Source organism: Lysobacter sp. CCNWLW3 (genome assembly GCF_036697405.1).
In the GTDB taxonomy this organism is placed as follows: Bacteria; Pseudomonadota; Gammaproteobacteria; order Xanthomonadales; family Xanthomonadaceae; genus Lysobacter.
In genome coordinates, this window is the sequence record NZ_JBAHWA010000001.1 from 31,304 (window position 1) to 47,527 (window position 16,224).

A 16,224-nucleotide genomic window follows, 5' to 3' on the forward strand; every position below is an offset into this window, starting at 1 on the left:
CCCGCGCGCGCGGCCCGGTGGCCGGCCTGCACCGCTGGACTCGCGCAATCGCGCGCACAAGCCGCCCTGCGCTCCGGCTGGCAAGCGGCGACGTCAGGGCGGCGCAGCGCCCGAGTCGGTTCGTGGGAGCGACGGCGCGCGCAGACCCCGAGGGCCGCGTTCGCCCCAACCCAACTTCCGTCCATTGCGCCGACGCGTGCCCGCGGTCCCTAATTCCCGCAACGACGCCGGAAGGCCGGCCGGGGAGCAGGGCGATGCGCAGGATCGGATCCATCGGCAGCGGCGTCCTCGCCGCCCTCGCTCTGGCGCTCGCCGCCGGCACCGCCACGGCCGCGGTCAAGGACGTGGCCACGGACGGTTTCAGCATCGAGAACGAACAGGTCGTGCCGGTCGATCAGGCCACGGCCTGGAAGACGCTGGTCGACGACGTCGATCGCTGGTGGCCGAAGGACCACACTTGGTGGGGCGCGCAGTCGCGGCTGTCGATCGAGCCGCGCGCCGGCGGCTGCTTCTGCGAGCTGGGCCTGGACGGCCAGCGGCAGGCGCTGCACATGACCGTGGCCTTCGTCGATCCCGGCAAGACCCTGCGCCTGCTCGGCGGATTGGGCCCGCTGCAGGGCATCGGGCTCAACGGCGCGATGGAATTCCGTCTGGCGCCCGCCGACGGCGGCGGCACCCGCATCACCCTGGCCTATCGCGCGGGCGGCTACACGCCGGACGACCTGAGCAAGTTCGTGCCGGTGATCGACAAGGTCCAGGGTCTGCAGCTGCTGGGCCTGGCCGAGTATCTGCGCAAGCCCGCTGCGCGCGCCGCCGAGGCCGACCCCGCGGAGCCGCGCAAGTGAATCCGCGCGGCGCGGCCTACCGCACCCGTCACGATCGCGGCGCGATCCTGGCCACGCATCGCCATAGCGCGCCCTACGCCGCCCTGGTCCTGGACGGCGACTACACCGAGTCCAGCCTCGACGGCCCGCTGCCGTGCCGGCCCGGGACCCTGGTGCTGCATCCGGCCTACCATGCCCATGGCGATCGTTTCGGCGGGTTCGGCGCGAGCGCGATCAACATCGAACTGGAAGGCGCCCTCGATTTCGCCGCCAGTGCCTGGCAGGTGCACGATCTGCGCGAGGCGGCCGAGGTGTTCGAACGTTGCCCGCAGCGGCTGGCCGAGCTGCTGGCCTGCGCGCGGCCGCAGGCCGCGGTCGAACTGCCCGACTGGCAGGGCGAGCTGCTGCGCACGATGGCCGAATCCGAACACGACATCGCCGTGCTGGCGCGCGGACTCGGCGTCTCGGCCGAACATGCCAGCCGCGCCCTCAGCCGCAGCTACGGCATGTCGCCGCGCGCCCTGCGCCGCGAAACGCGCTGGCGCCGCGCCCTGCAATTGCTGGGCGGCGGACTGCCGCTGGCCGAGGTGGCCGCGGCCGCGGGGTTCGCCGACCAGAGCCATCTGCATCGCGTCGTCGTGGCCCATGCCGGCTGCACGCCCGCGCGCTTGCGCCGCCAGATCAAGTACGTACAAGACCGGCGCGCGCACGCCGCGGCCTAATGGCTCCAACGCGCCCCCCGCGCCCCTGGAGCTTCCGCGATGAAAACCTCCCTATTGCCCGCCGCTGCCGCCTTGCCCGTGCTGCTGGCCTGGGTGCTGAGCGGCGCCGCCGCGGCGCCGGCGCCGATGCCGGACACCAGCGGCCCGCTCGCCGCCAAGGCGGTCAGCGAAGCGCTGGGCGCCTCGCTGCGCGCCGACGTGCCGACCGCCTTGACCGCCTTGAAGGCGGCGCCGGTCGAACAGTTCAACCTTAAGGACGCGAGCTTCCGCAGCTGCATGCTCGACCGCCACGAACGCAGCTCGCCGCCGCCGCCAGCGGCGGGCGAGGTCAGCGACCCGCTGGCCCGGCGCGTGCTCGACATCTATCGGCGCTACTGGTGGCAGGCGGTCCGCGATCCGGCCCAGCGGCCGGCGCACGACGCCAGGCTCAAGGCCGAACTGGCCGCCACGATCGGCGAGCCGCCGCCGGCCGACGGCGACGAGGCTTTCGACGCGCTCAGCGAACGCATCAACGTGAAGCTGCGCGCGAGCGGCCTGCATCCGCTGCAGGGCCGCACGCCGCCGCTGTACGACCTGATGCTGTGGGGCGAGCAGGAGGAGCAGGACCACGTCGTCGCGCTGCCCGGCGGCGAACGGCAGCCGGTCAAGGTGTTCGTGATGGACGCCTGGGTCAGCCGCGGCTGGAGCCACTACACCGCCTGCAGCTACACCGGCGCGGCCGGTTGGGCCAAGCCCGAGGGCCTGTACGCGGTGCGCTCGGCCTACGGCGATCTGAAGGGCGAGGATTTCCAGGTCAGCTTCCTCGGCCACGAATCCCAGCACTACGCCGATATGAAGCGCTGGCCGGACATGCCGCCCTGGGGGCTGGAATACCGCGCCAAGCTGGTCGAACTGGCCAAGGCCGACGTCACCCGGATCAAGCTGATCGACCGCTTCTACCGCAGCCAGGACGACGAGCCCGATCACCCGCACCCGTATGCGAACAAGCGCGTGATCGTCGACGTGCTGGCCAGGCTCGGCCTGCCGGCCGGCAGCGATCTGCGCCAGGCCGATCCCGAGGCGCTGCGCCGCGCCGCCCGCGAGGTGCTGGCCGAGGACACGCGCAAGCGCGAGGCGGAAACGCCCAAGAGCGCCGAGTCCGCGCCCAAGGCCTGAGTCGGCCCGCAACGCCGTGGACGCTAAACTGCCGACATGCAACAGAACTCCTTGTTCGGCGAAGCGCCCGCGGCACCTTCCGATATCCATCGCTTGTTCTTCGCGCTGCTGCCCGATGCGGCCACGCGCGAGCGCATCGCCGCTCTGGCCTCGGCCCTGCGCCAGCAGCGCGAGGCGGGCGGCCGCCTGATCGGCGCGCATCGCTATCACCTGACCCTGCAGTTTCTCGGCGATGCCGACCGCTTCCACAGCGAGCGCGCGCAATCGGCGCAGCAGGCCGCGGCCGAGGTCGCCGCCCGGGCCTTCGATCTGCGCCTGGACCGCGCCGGCAGTTTCCGCAACCGCTCGATTCCGTGGTGGCTGGGCTGCGAGCGCACGCCGGACGGATTGCAGGCGCTGTGGGAGCGGCTCGGCGTCGCCCTGGCCAAGCGCGGAGTGCGGGTGGAAGGCGGGCACAGCCTGACTCCGCACGTGACCGTCGTGCGCGACGCGGCCGCTCATCTGCATCCGCCGATCGCGGTCGAACCGATCCAGTGGCGGGTCGCGGATTTCGCCCTGATCCACAGCCAGCTCGGCAGCCGCAACGCCTACACCGTGCTGGGGCAGTGGCCTTTGGCGGAGTGAGCGGAACACAATGGGCCGTCCTCGCCACGGAGGCCGCCATGGGCCAGCCCGATCCGCGTATCGACGCCTACATCGCCCGCGCCGAGCCCTTCGCCCGGCCCATCCTCGAACTCGTGCGCAGCGTGGTCCGCAAGGCCTGCCCCGAGGTCGAGGAGACCCTGAAATGGGGCATGCCCAGCTTCGTCTACCACGGCCAGATCCTGTGCGGCATGGCCGCGTTCAAACAGCATGCGACGTTCGGCTTCTGGCAGGGCGCGAACATCGTCGGGCCCGATGGCCGCAAGGGCGAGGAGGCGATGGGCCAGTTCGGACGCCTGAGCCGGGTCGCCGATCTGCCGGGCAAGCGCGAGCTCGGCGGCTACGTGAAGCAGGCGATGGCCCTGATCGACGCCGGGGTGAAGCGGCCCAGCACCAAGGGCGCGCAGCCCAAGCCGCCGCCGGAGGTGCCCGAGGATCTCGCCGCCGCGCTGAAGAAGAACGCCCAGGCGCGCAAGACCTTCGAGGCCTTCCCGCCCAGCCAGCGGCGCGAATACGTGGAATGGATCGTCGTGGCCAAGCGCGAAGCGACCCGGCTCAAGCGGGTGGAGCAGAGCGTGGAATGGCTGGCCGAGGGCAAGCCGCGCAATTGGAAATACATGGCCTCGGGGTAGGAAGGGCCTAAGCCGCGACCGCCATGCCGGGCTGCCGCGGCGATGCCGTTAGCGAGGTGGCGCGGTCGCGGCTCACGCCGCTCCTACAGGTAGCGCATGGCATCGGCGACGTGGCCGCGGCCCGCGCCGCTCACGCAAAAGCGGAGCGCGCCGCTTCCTGTGGGAGCGACGTGAGTCGCGATGCGTGGTGGCCGGTCGCGGCGAAGCTTCGGCATCGCAGGGCTTCGGTTGCGGCCGCCGCCGCTCCTGCCCCAAGGCCCGGGCCTGTCGCGGCGGCGGTGCGAACCGCTCAGCGCGCCGTTTGCGCCGGCACCTCATGCGCGGCCGGAAAGCGCTGCTCGGCCAACTCGATCTCGACCCGCTCGGCGACCTGGCCCGCGTCCGCCGCCAGCACCACGCCATAGCGGCCGCCGTGGATGCGCCAGTCGCCGCCTTCGGCGTCGTAGAAGGCGAGCAGGCGCGGGTCGACCTCGACCGCGACGCGGCGGCGTTCGCCCGGCTGCAGCAGGACTTTGCGCCAGCCCAGCAGACGCAACGGCGTGGCCAGCTGCGACGGCGGTTGCAGATAGACCTGGGCGACCTCGGCGCCGGCGCGGCTGCCGGTATTGACCACCTCGAAGTAGACCCGCAAACGCCGGCCCTCAGCGCGCACGTCCAGCTTTTCCAAGCCGAAGCGGGTGTAGGACAGGCCGTGCCCGAACGCGAACAGCGGGCTCAGCCCGCGTGCGGCGTACCACTTGTAGCCGACGTTGGCGCCTTCGATGTCGTAGTCGATCCGCTGCGGCGGCGGGGTCCGGTTGCCCATGCCCAGGCCGTCGATGTGCGGACGCGGCAGCTGCGACTCGTCGCGCGGCCAGCTCATCGGCAGGTGCCCGGAAGGATTGACGTCGCCGTACAGCAACCCCGCCAGGCCTTCGCCGCCGCGGCCGCCGGGGTACCAGGCCTGCAGCACCGCGGCGGTCGCGTCCAGCCAGGGCATGCGCACCGGGCCGTTGCTTTCCAGCACCACCACCGTGCGCGGGTTGGCGCGCGCGACCGCGGCGATCAGCGCGTCCTGGGCCTCGCCCAGGCCCAGATCGGCCTGGTCGACGGACTCGGTCGACCACTGGGTCGCGAACACGATCGCGACCTCGGCCTCCGCCGCCAGGCGCGCGGCGGCCGCCGGGTCGCGGCCGTCGTCGTAGCGCACTTGCGCCGCGCCCGCGCGCGCCTGCAGGGCGCGCAGCGGCGAGGAGGGGTGGAACATCACCGGTCCCGGCCATGCGGTCGGCGCCAGCCCCGGCACCGCGTTGCCGCCGCGCGCCAGCACCACCGAGGAACCGCCGCCGGCGAGCACACCGACATCGGCGTGGCCGCCGATCACCGCGATCGAGCGGACGCTGGCGGCCAAGGGCAGCGCGCCGTCGCGATTGCGCAGCAGCACCGCGCCCTGCTCGATGGCGCGCTGGGCGACCGCCGCGCCGGCGGCTTCGTCGATCGCGGCCGGCTGCGCGGCGACGCGTTGCGGCGGCCGGTCGAACAGGCCGCCGGCGAACATCGCACGCAGGATGCGCCGGACCATGTCGTCCAGGCGCGCGGCCGGCACCTCGCCGCGCGCGATCGCCTGGCGCAGTGGCGCGTCGAAATACAGGGCCTTGTCGAACACTTCGCCCGCCGACTGCTGGTCCAAACCGGCCAGCGCGGCCTTGGCGGCGCTGTGCACGCCGCCCCAGTCCGACATCACGAAACCCGGATAGCCCCAGTCGCGCTTGAGCACACCCTCGAGCAGCGGTTGGTTCTCGCAGGCGTAGTCGCCGTTGACGCGGTTGTAGGCGCACATCACCGCGCCCGGATCGCCCAGCTCCAGCGCCAGTTCGAACGCGAGCAGGTCGGACTCGCGCATCGCCGCCGCGCCCAGGCGCGCGTCGTGGCTGTTGCGCCCGGTCTCGAGATCGTTGAGGGCGAAATGCTTGAGCGTGGACAGCACCTTGCCGCGCTGGATGCCGCGCACGCTGCGGCCGACCAGGGTGCCGGCCAGCAGCGGGTCCTCGCCCGCGTACTCGAAGTTGCGGCCGTTGCGCGGGTCGCGCAGCAGGTTGACGCTGCCGGCCAGCAGCACGTTGAAACCGCTGCGCCAGGCTTCCTCGCCCATGACCGCGCCGACCGCTTCGGCGGCGTCGGGGTCCCAGGTCGCGGCGCTGGCCAGGCCCGAGGGCATGGCGGTGGCGGCATCGCCGGGGCGGATGCCGCCGGGGTTGGTCACGCCCAGGTCGGCGTCGGCGAGCTGCAGCGCCGGTATGCCCAGGCGCTCGATCGCGGCGACGTAGCCGGCCGAGCCCAGGGCGCCTTCGGGGCGCGGGCCGCCGTCGCGGCCCAGGCCGAAGCGGCTGCGGATCAGGGCGAATTTCTCGTCGCGGCTCATGCGCGCCAGCAGCGCGGAGGCGCGCGCGTCCGGGCCGAGCGCGCGATCGCGCCAGGGGCGCGCCTCGGCGCGGCGCGGGAGCAGGCGCAAGCGCGCGTGCATGCCGTAATGGTCCGACGCCCAGACCCCGTCCGCGTCCGCGCGCCGGAACAGGATCTCGGCCTGGCTCGCGGCGAACGCGGCCGGTTCGTAATAGACGTGATCGATGCGCAGCGGCGCGTACTGGTTGAGATTGAGCGTGCTGTGCTCGCGCGCATCGTCGGCGATGCCGGGATGCAGCACGCCGTAGGCGTTGTGGAAGCGACGGCCGAACCGGGCGAACTCGGGCGCGTGCTCGGGCGCGTTGAAATCGCCGGCGACGATGCTGGGCGCGCCGTCGGAGGTGGCGTCGACATAGGCCAGCAGGTCGTCGATCTGGCGCTTGCGGATCGCGCCGCCCTCCGGCTTGTAATGCAGGTGGGTCGCATAGACGTTGACCACGCGCCCGTCCAGGACGATGCGGGCGTGGGCGACGTTGCGGTAGTCGTCGGCGGGTTGCAGCGGCCTCCATTCCAGCGCCAGCACCGGTCGCCGGGTCAGGATGGCGTTGCCGTAGCGACGCGGCGCGTCGGCGGCGTCGACGGAGACGAAGTAGGCGCGATAGCCCAGGGCATCGGCCAGGCTCTGGGCCTGGTTGGGCAGGTTCTCGTGCTGCAGCACTTCCTGCAGCGCGATCACGTCGGGCCGCAGGCGGCGCAGTTCGGCGACGATCTGGCGCTGGCGCGCCGGCCAGTCGCTCTTGTCGTGCCAGAGGTTGAGGCTGACGACCGAGAGCTGCGGCTCGGGGGCGCACGCGTGCGCGGGCGCCGCCGCCAGCGCCGCCAGCACGGCGACGCCGGCCAGGCAGCGCGAGGCCAGACGACGCAGCGCGGGCAGCGCCGACCGCACCGGACTCAGCGCGGCACCGTCGCGATGCGCAGCACCGGATACAGCCGGTAGCTGTCGTCCCAGGACGAGTGGCGACGGTAGAAGAACTCCAGGCGCGCCTGCGGGTCCTTGGCGAACGCGGGATCGGACTTGAGCTTCTGCTCGAACGTGGCCTTGAGCTTGGGATCGGCGGCGAGCATCTCGCGCGCGACCTCCTCGGCGACGTAGTCCTCCATGTACTCCTTGCGCTCGAAGGCGTTGTTGAACTCGCCCCAGGCCGCCAGCGCGTCCGGCGCCTGCGGTTCCAGCAGGGCCATGAGCAGGCGCGCCTTGGGCTGGGCGATCGGCACGAACAGCGCGCCGGCGCCGACGTTGCGCACCTCCGGCTTCCACTCGCCGCTGGCGCTCAGGCGCTGGTGGCCCTCGACCGACTGCGCGCCGAACTCGGCCTTGTCGGCGCGGAAGGTTTCGACCCGCGCCTTGGGCAGGGCGCCGTCGAGGCGACGGTAGTCGATGCCGTGCAGGTCCAGCTTGGCCGCGACCCAGGCCGCCTGCGCGGCCGGCACCAGGTAGCCGCCGCGCGGCGCCTTGACGGTGAGGCTGGGCTGGACGTCGTCCTTCATCGGGATGTTCCAGACCTGCGGCGTGTTCTCGTCGTAGCGCGTCATCAGCGCGCCGGAGATGTCCGAGGGCGTGCGCGTATAGGCGTAGCCGCGGAAGGCGACCGTGCGGGTCTTGGGCCCGGCCTTGTAGTCCAGGGCCACCGGCTGGCCGGACAGCTTGGCGGCGCGCTGGTCGGCTGCGGCGGTTTCGCGCTGCCAGGCCGCGCCTTGCGCGCCGACCAGTTCCATCAGCGCGACCACGGTGTTGCGGGTGATCCGCACGCGAGTGGGGTAGTCCTTCCAGGAATGGGTTTCGACCAGCAGGCCCAGGCGGTTGCGCAGCTGGAAATAGCCGTGCGAGAAGCGCGGCGGCGCGACCACGTCCTCGAAACCGGAACTAGGATCGTCGTTGCGAACGAACGCGGGGTAATAAGGCAGCGGCAGCGACCCCTGCGCGGCCAGGCGCTGGATCACGCCGTCGCGCAGCGCGGTGCCGGCCTTGCGCAGCGCGGCGTCGCCGGACTTCACCGGCTCGACCTGGATCGAGATGTCGTGCTCGAACTTGGCGCCGTCGGTCACGTGCAGGTCGGCGTAAACCAGAGGATCCCATTCGCCGACCAGCTTCAGCATCGACTGCATCTCGGGGCTGTCGGCCTTGAGGTAGTCGCGGTTGAGGTTGTAGTTCTGCGCGGTGGTGCGCCAGCCCATCTCTTCCGGGCCGCGCTGGTTGGGGCGGTTCCAGCGTGCGAAGCGCTCGTGGCCGTCGACGTTGAACACCGGCACGAACAGCAGCACCTGCCTGGCCAGCGCGCCGGGCGCGGCGGCGCCGTCCAGGGCCTCGCGCAGGGCCAGGAAGCCGGCGTCCTTGCCGTCGATCTCGCCGGAGTGGATGCCGCCCTGGACCAGCATCACCGGCAGGTTCTTGGCCTTGGCCGCCTGCGGGGTGAAGGCGCCGGCCGCGGACACGATCAGCAGCTTCATCGGCCGGCCTTCGGGCGAGGTGCCGAAGTCGCTGCAGCGCACCGCGTCCGGGTAGCGCTGCGCATAGGCTTCGCACAGCGAGATCACCTCGTCGTAGCGGCCGGTCTTGGTGTAGCCGCTGCGTTCGGCGACGGTGCTCAGCGAGGTGTCGGCGGCGGCGACGGGCAGGGCGCTGGCGAGCAGCGCGGCGAGCAAGAGGGTGCGGGTCATGCGGGGTCTCTCTCCCAGGTCTGCACGCATGGTAGCGGAGCCTTCGCGTCGCAGCTGTGCATGGCTCGCACACTGCTGACAACCGGCGTCAGCACATCGATGCGCAAGCCATGCGCGCCACGCGGCTGCGTATGGATGCGGACCTGACTTAGACTGCTCCGCCTTCATCAGGGATCGTCCGCATGTACGCGCTCTACTATTCCCCCGGTGCCGCCAGCCTGGTCGTGCATTGGCTGCTGATCGAACTCGACCAGCCGCACGAACTGCGCCTGACCGACATCGACAGCGGCGCCCACAAACGCCCCGATTACCTGGCCCTGAATCCGTCCGGCCGCATTCCGACCCTGGTCGTGGACGGCCAGCCTTTGCACGAGACCTGCGGCCTGTTGTTGCTGCTCGGCGACCGCCATCCCGAATCCGGCTTCGCGCCGGCGCCGGACGATCCGCGCCGCGGCGCTTATTACCAGTGGATGCTGTACCTGGCCAACGCGGTGCAGTCGCCGCTGCGCTTGTGGTGGTATCCGGGCGATGTCGGCGGCGCCGATCCCGAGGCCGTGCGCGCCGGCGTGCGCGAGCGCGTCGAGGCGGCCTGGCAGCAGATCGACGACCATCTGGCCGCGCACGGCCCCTATCTGCTGGGCGAGGCGCCCGGCATCGCCGATTTCTACCTGACCATGCTGATGCGCTGGACACGCAACATGCCGCGCCCCGGCCACGACTGGCCGCGGCTGGGCGAGCTGGCCCGGCGCATGAAGGCGCGGCCTTCGTTCCGCACCCTGTACGAGCGCGAAGGCCTGAGCGAATGGGCCTGAGCGGCGCCCGGCTGTGCCGGATCGGGCCGGAGCGGGCCCGATCCCCGGCCGGCCCGCGCGGCCGGCTCAGCGGCCGGTCTGGCCCGGACGGTGCGGCCGCGGCGATCGGTTAGGCTTAGCGGACCGCAACCGCAGGATCGCCCGTAGATGAGCCAAGCCGCCACCGCCAGCGCCGATTCGCAGGGGCGGATGCCCCGCCAGATCGCCTACATCATCGGCAACGAGGCGGCCGAGCGCTTCAGTTTCTACGGCATGCGCAACATCCTGACCTCGTTCCTGGTCGGGACCTTGCTGCTGGCGTCCACCTCCGACCTGGCCGAGCGCGAGCACCTGGCCAAGGAGGTGTTCCACAGCTTCATGATCGGCACCTACTTCTTCCCGCTGCTGGGCGGCTGGCTGGCCGACCGCTACTTCGGCAAATACAACACGGTCATCTGGTTCTCGCTGATCTACTGCGCCGGTCACGCCTGCCTTGCGATGTTCGAACACAGCCAGACCGGCTTCTACACCGGCCTGTTCCTGATCGCCTTCGGCGCCGGCGGGATAAAACCGCTGGTGGTGTCCTTCGTCGGCGACCAGTTCGACCAGAGCAACAAGGCCAAGGCGCGACTGGTGTTCGACGCGTTCTATTGGACGATCAACTTCGGCTCGCTGTTCGCCTCGCTGCTGATGCCGATCTTCCTGCGCGAGTACGGCGCCAGCGTGGCCTTCGGCATTCCCGGCGCGCTGATGTTCCTGGCCACGCTGATCTTCTGGCTGGGCCGCAAGCGCTACGTGCGCGTGCCGCCGACCCGCGACAATCCGGATCCCGACTCGTTCTTCAACGTCGCCCGCACCGCCCTGACCACGCCGGCCGCGGGGCAGGGCAACCCCGGCCTGATCGTGGCCTGCCTGGGCGTGGCCCTGGCCCTGGCCGCGGCCTCGCTGAGCGTGGTGCCGGCGATGGGCTTCGTCAAAAGCGTCTGCCTGGCCCTGGGCCTGCTGATCGGTTTCGGCGGCTACGGCATTTCCCTGCAGCTCGACCGCGCGCGCGGCAAGCATTCGGCGGTGGCGGTGGACGGCGTGCGCGCGGTGCTGCGCATCGTGATCGTGTTCGCCCTGGTCACCCCGTTCTGGTCGCTGTTCGACCAGAAGGCCTCGACCTGGGTGCTGCAGGGCCAGAAGATGGTGGTGCCCACCGACCTGTGGTGGTGGCCGACCTGGCTGATCTCCGGCGAGGGCGGCGCGCGCGCCGCGGCTTCGCAGATGCAGGCGATCAATCCGCTGCTGGTGATGCTGCTGATTCCGTTCAACAACCTGCTGCTGTACCCGGCGCTGCGCCGGATCGGCCTGAACCCGACGCCGCTGCGGCGCATGGGCTTCGGCATCGCCATGTCCGGCCTGGCCTGGGTCGTCGCGGCGGTGATCCAGCTGTACCTGGACGCCGGCCACCCGATGTCGCTGTCCTGGCAGATCCTGCCCTACATCCTGCTGACCCTGGGCGAGGTGCTGGTCTCGGCGACGGCGCTGGAGTTCGCCTACAGCCAGGCGCCGCAGTCGATGAAGGGCGTGATCATGGCCCTGTGGTACCTCACCAGCACCTTCGGCAACCTATGGGTGATGTTGACCAACGCGGCGGTGCGCAACCCCGCGGTGACCGCTCACATCGCCGGCACCGGGCTCAGCGAAAATGCCTTCCTGATGTTCTTCTTCGCCGGCTTCGCCTTCGTCGCCGCGGCCGCGTTCGGGCTGTACGCGCGGCGCTATCCGATGCAGGACCATTACCGAGCCGCCTGACGCAAGCGCGAGATTCCCCCGATGCTGATGACCACCATCCTGATCGCCGTGACCATGCTGGTGTCGTGGCAGGCGTTCGACAAACCCAAGCTGATGCAGCGCCTGATCCTGTGGCCGCCGGCGGTGGAGCGCCAGCGCCAGTACGAGCGCCTGCTGACCCACGGCTTCGTCCACGCCGATTGGCCGCACCTGCTGTTCAACATGCTGACCCTGTACATCTTCGGGCGCCAGATCGAGCAGGTACTGAGTTCGATGATGGGGCCCTTGGGCTTCCTGTTCTTCTACGTGAGCGCGATCGTCGTCGCGATCCTGCCGACCTATCTGCGCCATCGCCGCGACGCCAACTACAGCAGCCTGGGCGCCTCCGGCGGCGTGTCGGCGGTGCTGTTCGCCTTCATCCTGCTGGCGCCCTGGACCCTGATCTACGTGCCGATTCCGATGCCTGCGATCGTGTACGCGGTGGGCTACGTCGGCTATTCGTTCTGGATGGACCGGCGCGGCGGCGACAACATCAACCACAGCGCCCACCTGTCGGGCGCGATCTACGGCGTGTTGTTCATGCTGCTGGTGGACTCGCGCGTGGGCCCGTACTTCCTGCAGCAGCTGGGCAATCCCCAGTTCCGTTGATAGCGCCCGGGCGTGGTGGCCGTCAGTAGCCGCTGGGGGTCAGGAACGGGCGGTGGCAGGTGTCGCCATCCTGGCTAACCACCAGTGGCGGATGATCGCCGACCGATTGGTAGTCGTCGTCGGCACTGCCGTCCACGTCGAAGAAGCTGTAGTAGCGGATGGCAGGCTCGCGCCGTTCTGCTGGACGTACTGCATGCCCTTCGAGGTCGACGGGGTTGGCCAGGTTCTGGGTCCTTGAATACACCGCCTGGTAGCGAAACTCCTCTCCCTGGGGCGGTTCGGGCAGGCACCATTGGCTGCCCAGCATGATCCGCTTTCCGCTGCTTTTGTGACGGCGAACGTTCATCGCGTACAGATGGGAGCATCACGGACATGAGCAGCGACGACTGGAAGCGTGGCTCAAGAAGGCCATGAAATCCGCACCAGAAGACCGAACGGGACAGGAGCAGGAACGATCATGACGCTGAATGAACTACTGCCTTTCTTGGGTGCTTCAGAGCTGGATGCGGAGCTCGCGCGCCTGCTGAAAACCGCTGGCTCGGACATCGGCTTGATCTCGAAGAAGAAGCTTCGAGCGCAGGGCATGGAGGGCATCGAACTCCATGACAGAGGCCTGGCGCTGACATTCAACGAGCGCGAGGACTACATCGAGACCTACGGCACGCCCAAGGATGCGGGCGAGGCGATCCTGGTGGCCGCGTTTGCCTATGGCGCGGGCAGCAAGACTTTCAGGCCCTACGCGGGGCCGATTCCCCTCAGCAAGGGCCCGATCGCCCATCGAGAAGATGCGCTTCGCGCGTTCGGCGCCCCGCAGCAGACCGAGGAAGAGGGCGGTGTCGTGGATTGGGACCAGTGGATCAAGGACGGACTGCAAGTGCGCACAACCTACCGGGACGATGGTTCGGTGAAGAACATCTCGTTCTCGGTTCCCTTCAAGTGAAGCCTTGCGTGCCCCGGTTTGAGCGATGCACGTCTTTGTGCATGCCCATCTTCACCTCGCCGCGTCGAGGGAGGTATGAGGCTGTCCGAAGGGAATGTCGGAATCCGAGGCCGGAACGCGTGCGCTCGGACGGTATCGGCACAACGCGTGCCGTCCGGTGTCTTCGAGTGCGGGTTCGCGGGCGGCGCGCTCCGTCGCTGCGCGCAGCGCCCGGTGTGGGCGCGATCTACGGTGTGCTGTTCATGCTGCCGATGGAGCAGACCGGTTCGGTATTCTGCAGCAGCTAACGGCCCCGATTCCGTCGATCGCGCCCTTTCCCCCGAGACGGGTCAGGCGGCCCAGCGGCTTTCGATGCGCGGCAGGGCTTCCAGTTCCGGAATGCTTTCGCCGTAGGCTTCGGCCAGGCGGCCGTAGATGGCGGCGTCGAGCTGGCTCAGTTCCTGGGCGTCGCCTTCGCCGGCGCGGACCAGCTCGTACAGGCGGGTGACCAAGGCATCGTCGCTGACGGTGTTCATGGGCAGGTTCATGGACATGGCCCTTCTCCTCTCGCTTTCCCCTCTGGTAACGGAAAGAACGCAGAAACCGTGCCAGCGTTTGTGGCGGCAATCACCCCGAAAATGTGACGCGCGGTGTCAACGCTGGCCGTTCAGGGCTGGGCCGGGCTGACGCGATAGGGCGCCCGGGCCGGGCGTCGCTCACCCGGCTTGAATGCCCGCCGTGCTACCACCGGTGCAGCGGTGGCACCGCGCCGCCGCCCCCTCGGAGACCCCACAGGAGGCAAGGCATGGCGACCAAGAAAGCCGCCAAGACCGTCAAGAAGGCCCCGCCGCGCAAGGCCGCGGCCAAGAAGACGGTACGCAAGACCGCCGCGCGCAAGGCGCCGGCCCGCAAGACCGCGAAGCCGGCGGCGCGCAAGCCGGCAGCCAAGAAGGCGGTCAAGAAAACCGCGAAGAAGGCGGTGAAGAAGACGGCGAAGAAGACCGCGGCGAAGCCGGCCGCAGCCGTCAAGAAGGCGGCCAAGAAGGCGGCCAAGAAGCTGGTCAAGCGCAGCACGGGCAAGGTCGCGGCCAAGAAGACGGCCGCCAGGTCGGCGCCGGCCAAGCAGGCGCCCAAAAAGCCCGCGCCCAAGAAAGTCGTCGCCAAACCCGCATCCATACCCGCCTCCGCGAAAGCGTCCGTGGCGAAGCCGGCCCCGCTCAAGAAGCCGGTTCCGAAGCCCGCAGCCGCCAAGCCGGTGGCCGTGAAGCAGCCCGTCGCCGCAGCGCTCACGCCTCAGCCCAAGCCCGGTACGCCGGCAGCCAAGCCCCAGACCCGGCGCGCCGCAGCCGCAGCCAAGCCCGCCGCGGCGCCCCGCGCCGACAGCCCGGCCGCCGCGCCTGCGGCAACCTCGGCCGTCGCCGTTCCGGCCTTGGCCGCGCGCGCGCCGCGTGCCCGCGCACCGGTCGAGAAGCCGATGACGGCGTCCGCGCCGGTGGCCGAAACCGCGTCGCGGGCGGATACGGCCGCGGCCGGCTCGCCGGCCGGCGAGACCGCGGCGGAGGCCGAGCGCAGCCGGCCGATCACCCCCGAGCAGGCCCTGGCCAACACCCGCCAGTTGCTGGAGGCCAAACAGGAGCACGACCGCCAGCCGCCGCCGTGGCAGCAGTTGGATCCGCAGCACGGGCAGGCGCCGAAGCAGGGCCAGGAGTCGCCGGGGGCCGCGGCCAAGGCCGAGGAGCTGCACGCCGCCGAGAGCCGGATGCAGGCGATCCAGGGCAGCATCGGCACCCAGGATCGACGCAACCAGGGCAAGCGCGATAATCGTTGACCCCGCACCGCACCGGGGTCCGCCGCGCGCGGGCCCCGGGCCCCGACCAGGAACCGCCATGCCCGATATCCATCACGACGCCCGCAACGGCCGCTTCTCGACCACGGTCGACGGCGAGCTCGCCTACCTGGATTCGCGCCTGGACGGCGACCATCTGGTGATCACCCACACCTGGGTGCCGGACGCGATCGGCGGCCGCGGCATCGCCGGACATCTGGTCCGGGCGGCGTTCGAACACGCCCGCGCCGCCGGCCTCAAGGTCCGCCCGGCCTGCTCCTACGCGGCGGCCTGGATCGAACGCCATCCTGAATTTTCCGACCTGCTGGGCTGAAGCCGACGCTGCAGCGCGGCCCAAGGTGTGACAGCATGCGCGCCCGTCCCAAACCCGCGCGCCCCGCGTCCGATTCCGCATGCGCCTGAACAAACACATCAGCGACACCGGCCACTGCTCGCGCCGCGAGGCCGACCGCCTCATCGCCGAGGGCCGGGTGGCCGTGAACGGCGTGCGCGCCCGGATCGGCGCCGAGGTCGGCGAGGACGACGAGGTCCTGGTCGACGGCCAGAAGCTGCGCACCCGCGTGGCCATCAAGGGCCAGCGCCAGCACGTCTACATCGCCCTCAACAAGCCGACCGGGGTGACCTGCACCACCGAGTCCACGGTCAAGGGCAACATCGTCGACTTCGTCGGCCACGAGCGCCGGATCTTCCCGATCGGGCGCCTGGACAAGGAGTCCGAGGGCCTGATCCTGCTGACCAGCAACGGCGACATCGTCAACGAGATCCTGCGCGCCGAGAACAAGCTGGAGAAGGAATACCTGGTCGCGGTGAACCACGAGGTCACCCCCGAATTCCTGCGCGGCATGAGCCGCGGGGTGCCGATCCACGGCCAGACCACGCTGCCGTGCAAGACCGGCAAGCTCAACCGCTTCGGCTTCCGGATCGTGCTGGTGCAGGGCCTGAACCGACAGATCCGGCTGATGGCCGAGCACTTCGGTTTCCGGGTCAAGCAGCTGATGCGGGTGCGCATCGGCAACGTCAAATTGGCATACCTCAAGCCCGGCCAGTGGCGCAATCTGACCGACGCCGAACTGCAGGGCCTGCTGCCGCACCGCAGCCAGTGGTGATCGGCCGGCGCGCGTAGCGCGAATTCGGCGTGCGTGTGCATGCGGACATCACGGTTTCGACGA

At 70.4% G+C, this 16,224-nt stretch carries 16 protein-coding genes; 12 read left to right on the plus strand and 4 right to left on the minus strand.

What is annotated here, in order from left to right:
- The first annotated feature begins 254 nt into the window (after positions 1-254).
- Genes V1318_RS00180 through V1318_RS00200 form a run of 5 tightly spaced genes read left to right on the plus strand, consistent with a single transcriptional unit; the run spans position 255 to position 3,975 of the window.
- Positions 255-845 (plus strand): SRPBCC domain-containing protein, encoded by a 591-nt coding sequence (locus V1318_RS00180; RefSeq protein WP_332936698.1) that lies wholly within the window; start codon positions 255-257, stop codon positions 843-845.
- Positions 842-1,546 (plus strand): helix-turn-helix domain-containing protein, encoded by a 705-nt coding sequence (locus V1318_RS00185; RefSeq protein ID WP_332936699.1) that lies wholly within the window; start codon positions 842-844, stop codon positions 1,544-1,546. The genes V1318_RS00180 and V1318_RS00185 overlap by 4 nt, the downstream gene beginning before the upstream one ends.
- Positions 1,547-1,585: 39 nt before the next feature.
- Positions 1,586-2,701 (plus strand): hypothetical protein, encoded by a 1,116-nt coding sequence (locus V1318_RS00190; RefSeq protein WP_332936700.1) that lies wholly within the window; start codon positions 1,586-1,588, stop codon positions 2,699-2,701.
- 36 nt (positions 2,702-2,737) lie between these two features.
- A complete protein-coding gene (gene thpR, locus V1318_RS00195; protein WP_332936701.1) occupies positions 2,738-3,325 on the plus strand; it encodes an RNA 2',3'-cyclic phosphodiesterase in 588 nt (195 codons plus the stop codon).
- A 38-nt stretch (positions 3,326-3,363) separates the two neighbouring features.
- Positions 3,364-3,975: a YdeI/OmpD-associated family protein gene (locus V1318_RS00200; protein ID WP_332936702.1), complete on the plus strand. Its 612-nt coding sequence runs from the start codon at positions 3,364-3,366 to the stop codon at positions 3,973-3,975.
- A gap of 289 nt (positions 3,976-4,264) precedes the next feature.
- Here V1318_RS00200 and V1318_RS00205 read toward each other — a convergent pair whose 3' ends face one another.
- Both V1318_RS00205 and V1318_RS00210 read right to left on the minus strand, forming a co-directional pair.
- Positions 4,265-7,303 (minus strand): glycoside hydrolase family 3 C-terminal domain-containing protein, encoded by a 3,039-nt coding sequence (locus V1318_RS00205; protein ID WP_332936703.1) that lies wholly within the window; start codon positions 7,301-7,303, stop codon positions 4,265-4,267.
- Positions 7,304-7,308: 5 nt separating this feature from the next.
- Complete coding sequence (locus V1318_RS00210) at positions 7,309-9,105, minus strand: M14 family metallopeptidase (RefSeq protein WP_332936705.1); 1,797 nt, start codon at positions 9,103-9,105, stop codon at positions 7,309-7,311.
- A gap of 152 nt (positions 9,106-9,257) precedes the next feature.
- Between V1318_RS00210 and V1318_RS00215 the strand changes: the two genes are divergently transcribed.
- The 3 genes from V1318_RS00215 to V1318_RS00225 all read left to right on the plus strand — a co-directional run bounded on the left by V1318_RS00215 (position 9,258) and on the right by V1318_RS00225 (position 12,290).
- The gene (locus V1318_RS00215) at positions 9,258-9,887 is read left to right on the plus strand and encodes a glutathione S-transferase family protein (protein ID WP_332936706.1); all 630 of its coding nucleotides are present in this window, start codon (positions 9,258-9,260) and stop codon (positions 9,885-9,887) included.
- 147 nt (positions 9,888-10,034) lie between these two features.
- Complete coding sequence (locus V1318_RS00220) at positions 10,035-11,663, plus strand: oligopeptide:H+ symporter (RefSeq protein ID WP_332936707.1); 1,629 nt, start codon at positions 10,035-10,037, stop codon at positions 11,661-11,663.
- Between the two features lie 24 nt (positions 11,664-11,687).
- Complete coding sequence (locus V1318_RS00225) at positions 11,688-12,290, plus strand: rhomboid family intramembrane serine protease (RefSeq protein ID WP_332938273.1); 603 nt, start codon at positions 11,688-11,690, stop codon at positions 12,288-12,290.
- Between the two features lie 22 nt (positions 12,291-12,312).
- Here the strand turns inward: V1318_RS00225 and V1318_RS00230 are convergent, their stop codons facing one another.
- A complete protein-coding gene (locus V1318_RS00230) occupies positions 12,313-12,597 on the minus strand; it encodes a hypothetical protein (protein ID WP_332936709.1) in 285 nt (94 codons plus the stop codon).
- A gap of 150 nt (positions 12,598-12,747) precedes the next feature.
- Between V1318_RS00230 and V1318_RS00235 the strand changes: the two genes are divergently transcribed.
- Positions 12,748-13,230, plus strand: coding sequence for a hypothetical protein (locus V1318_RS00235; RefSeq protein ID WP_332936710.1), 483 nt, complete (start codon positions 12,748-12,750; stop codon positions 13,228-13,230).
- 329 nt (positions 13,231-13,559) lie between these two features.
- Here V1318_RS00235 and V1318_RS00240 read toward each other — a convergent pair whose 3' ends face one another.
- Entirely contained in the window at positions 13,560-13,763 is a 204-nt protein-coding gene (locus V1318_RS00240; RefSeq protein WP_332936711.1) for a hypothetical protein, read from the minus strand.
- A gap of 251 nt (positions 13,764-14,014) precedes the next feature.
- On the opposite strand from V1318_RS00240, the gene V1318_RS00245 reads away from it, so the two are divergent.
- The 3 genes from V1318_RS00245 (at position 14,015) to V1318_RS00255 (ending at position 16,161) form a co-directional block, all read left to right on the plus strand.
- Positions 14,015-15,037, plus strand: coding sequence for a hypothetical protein (locus V1318_RS00245; RefSeq protein ID WP_332936713.1), 1,023 nt, complete (start codon positions 14,015-14,017; stop codon positions 15,035-15,037).
- A 58-nt stretch (positions 15,038-15,095) separates the two neighbouring features.
- Positions 15,096-15,368 carry a GNAT family N-acetyltransferase gene (locus tag V1318_RS00250; RefSeq protein ID WP_332936714.1) on the plus strand — a complete coding sequence of 91 codons (273 nt, stop codon included), beginning with the start codon at positions 15,096-15,098 and terminating at the stop codon, positions 15,366-15,368.
- Positions 15,369-15,447: 79 nt separating this feature from the next.
- A complete protein-coding gene (locus tag V1318_RS00255) occupies positions 15,448-16,161 on the plus strand; it encodes a pseudouridine synthase (RefSeq protein ID WP_056174219.1) in 714 nt (237 codons plus the stop codon).
- Positions 16,162-16,224: the final 63 nt, after the last annotated feature.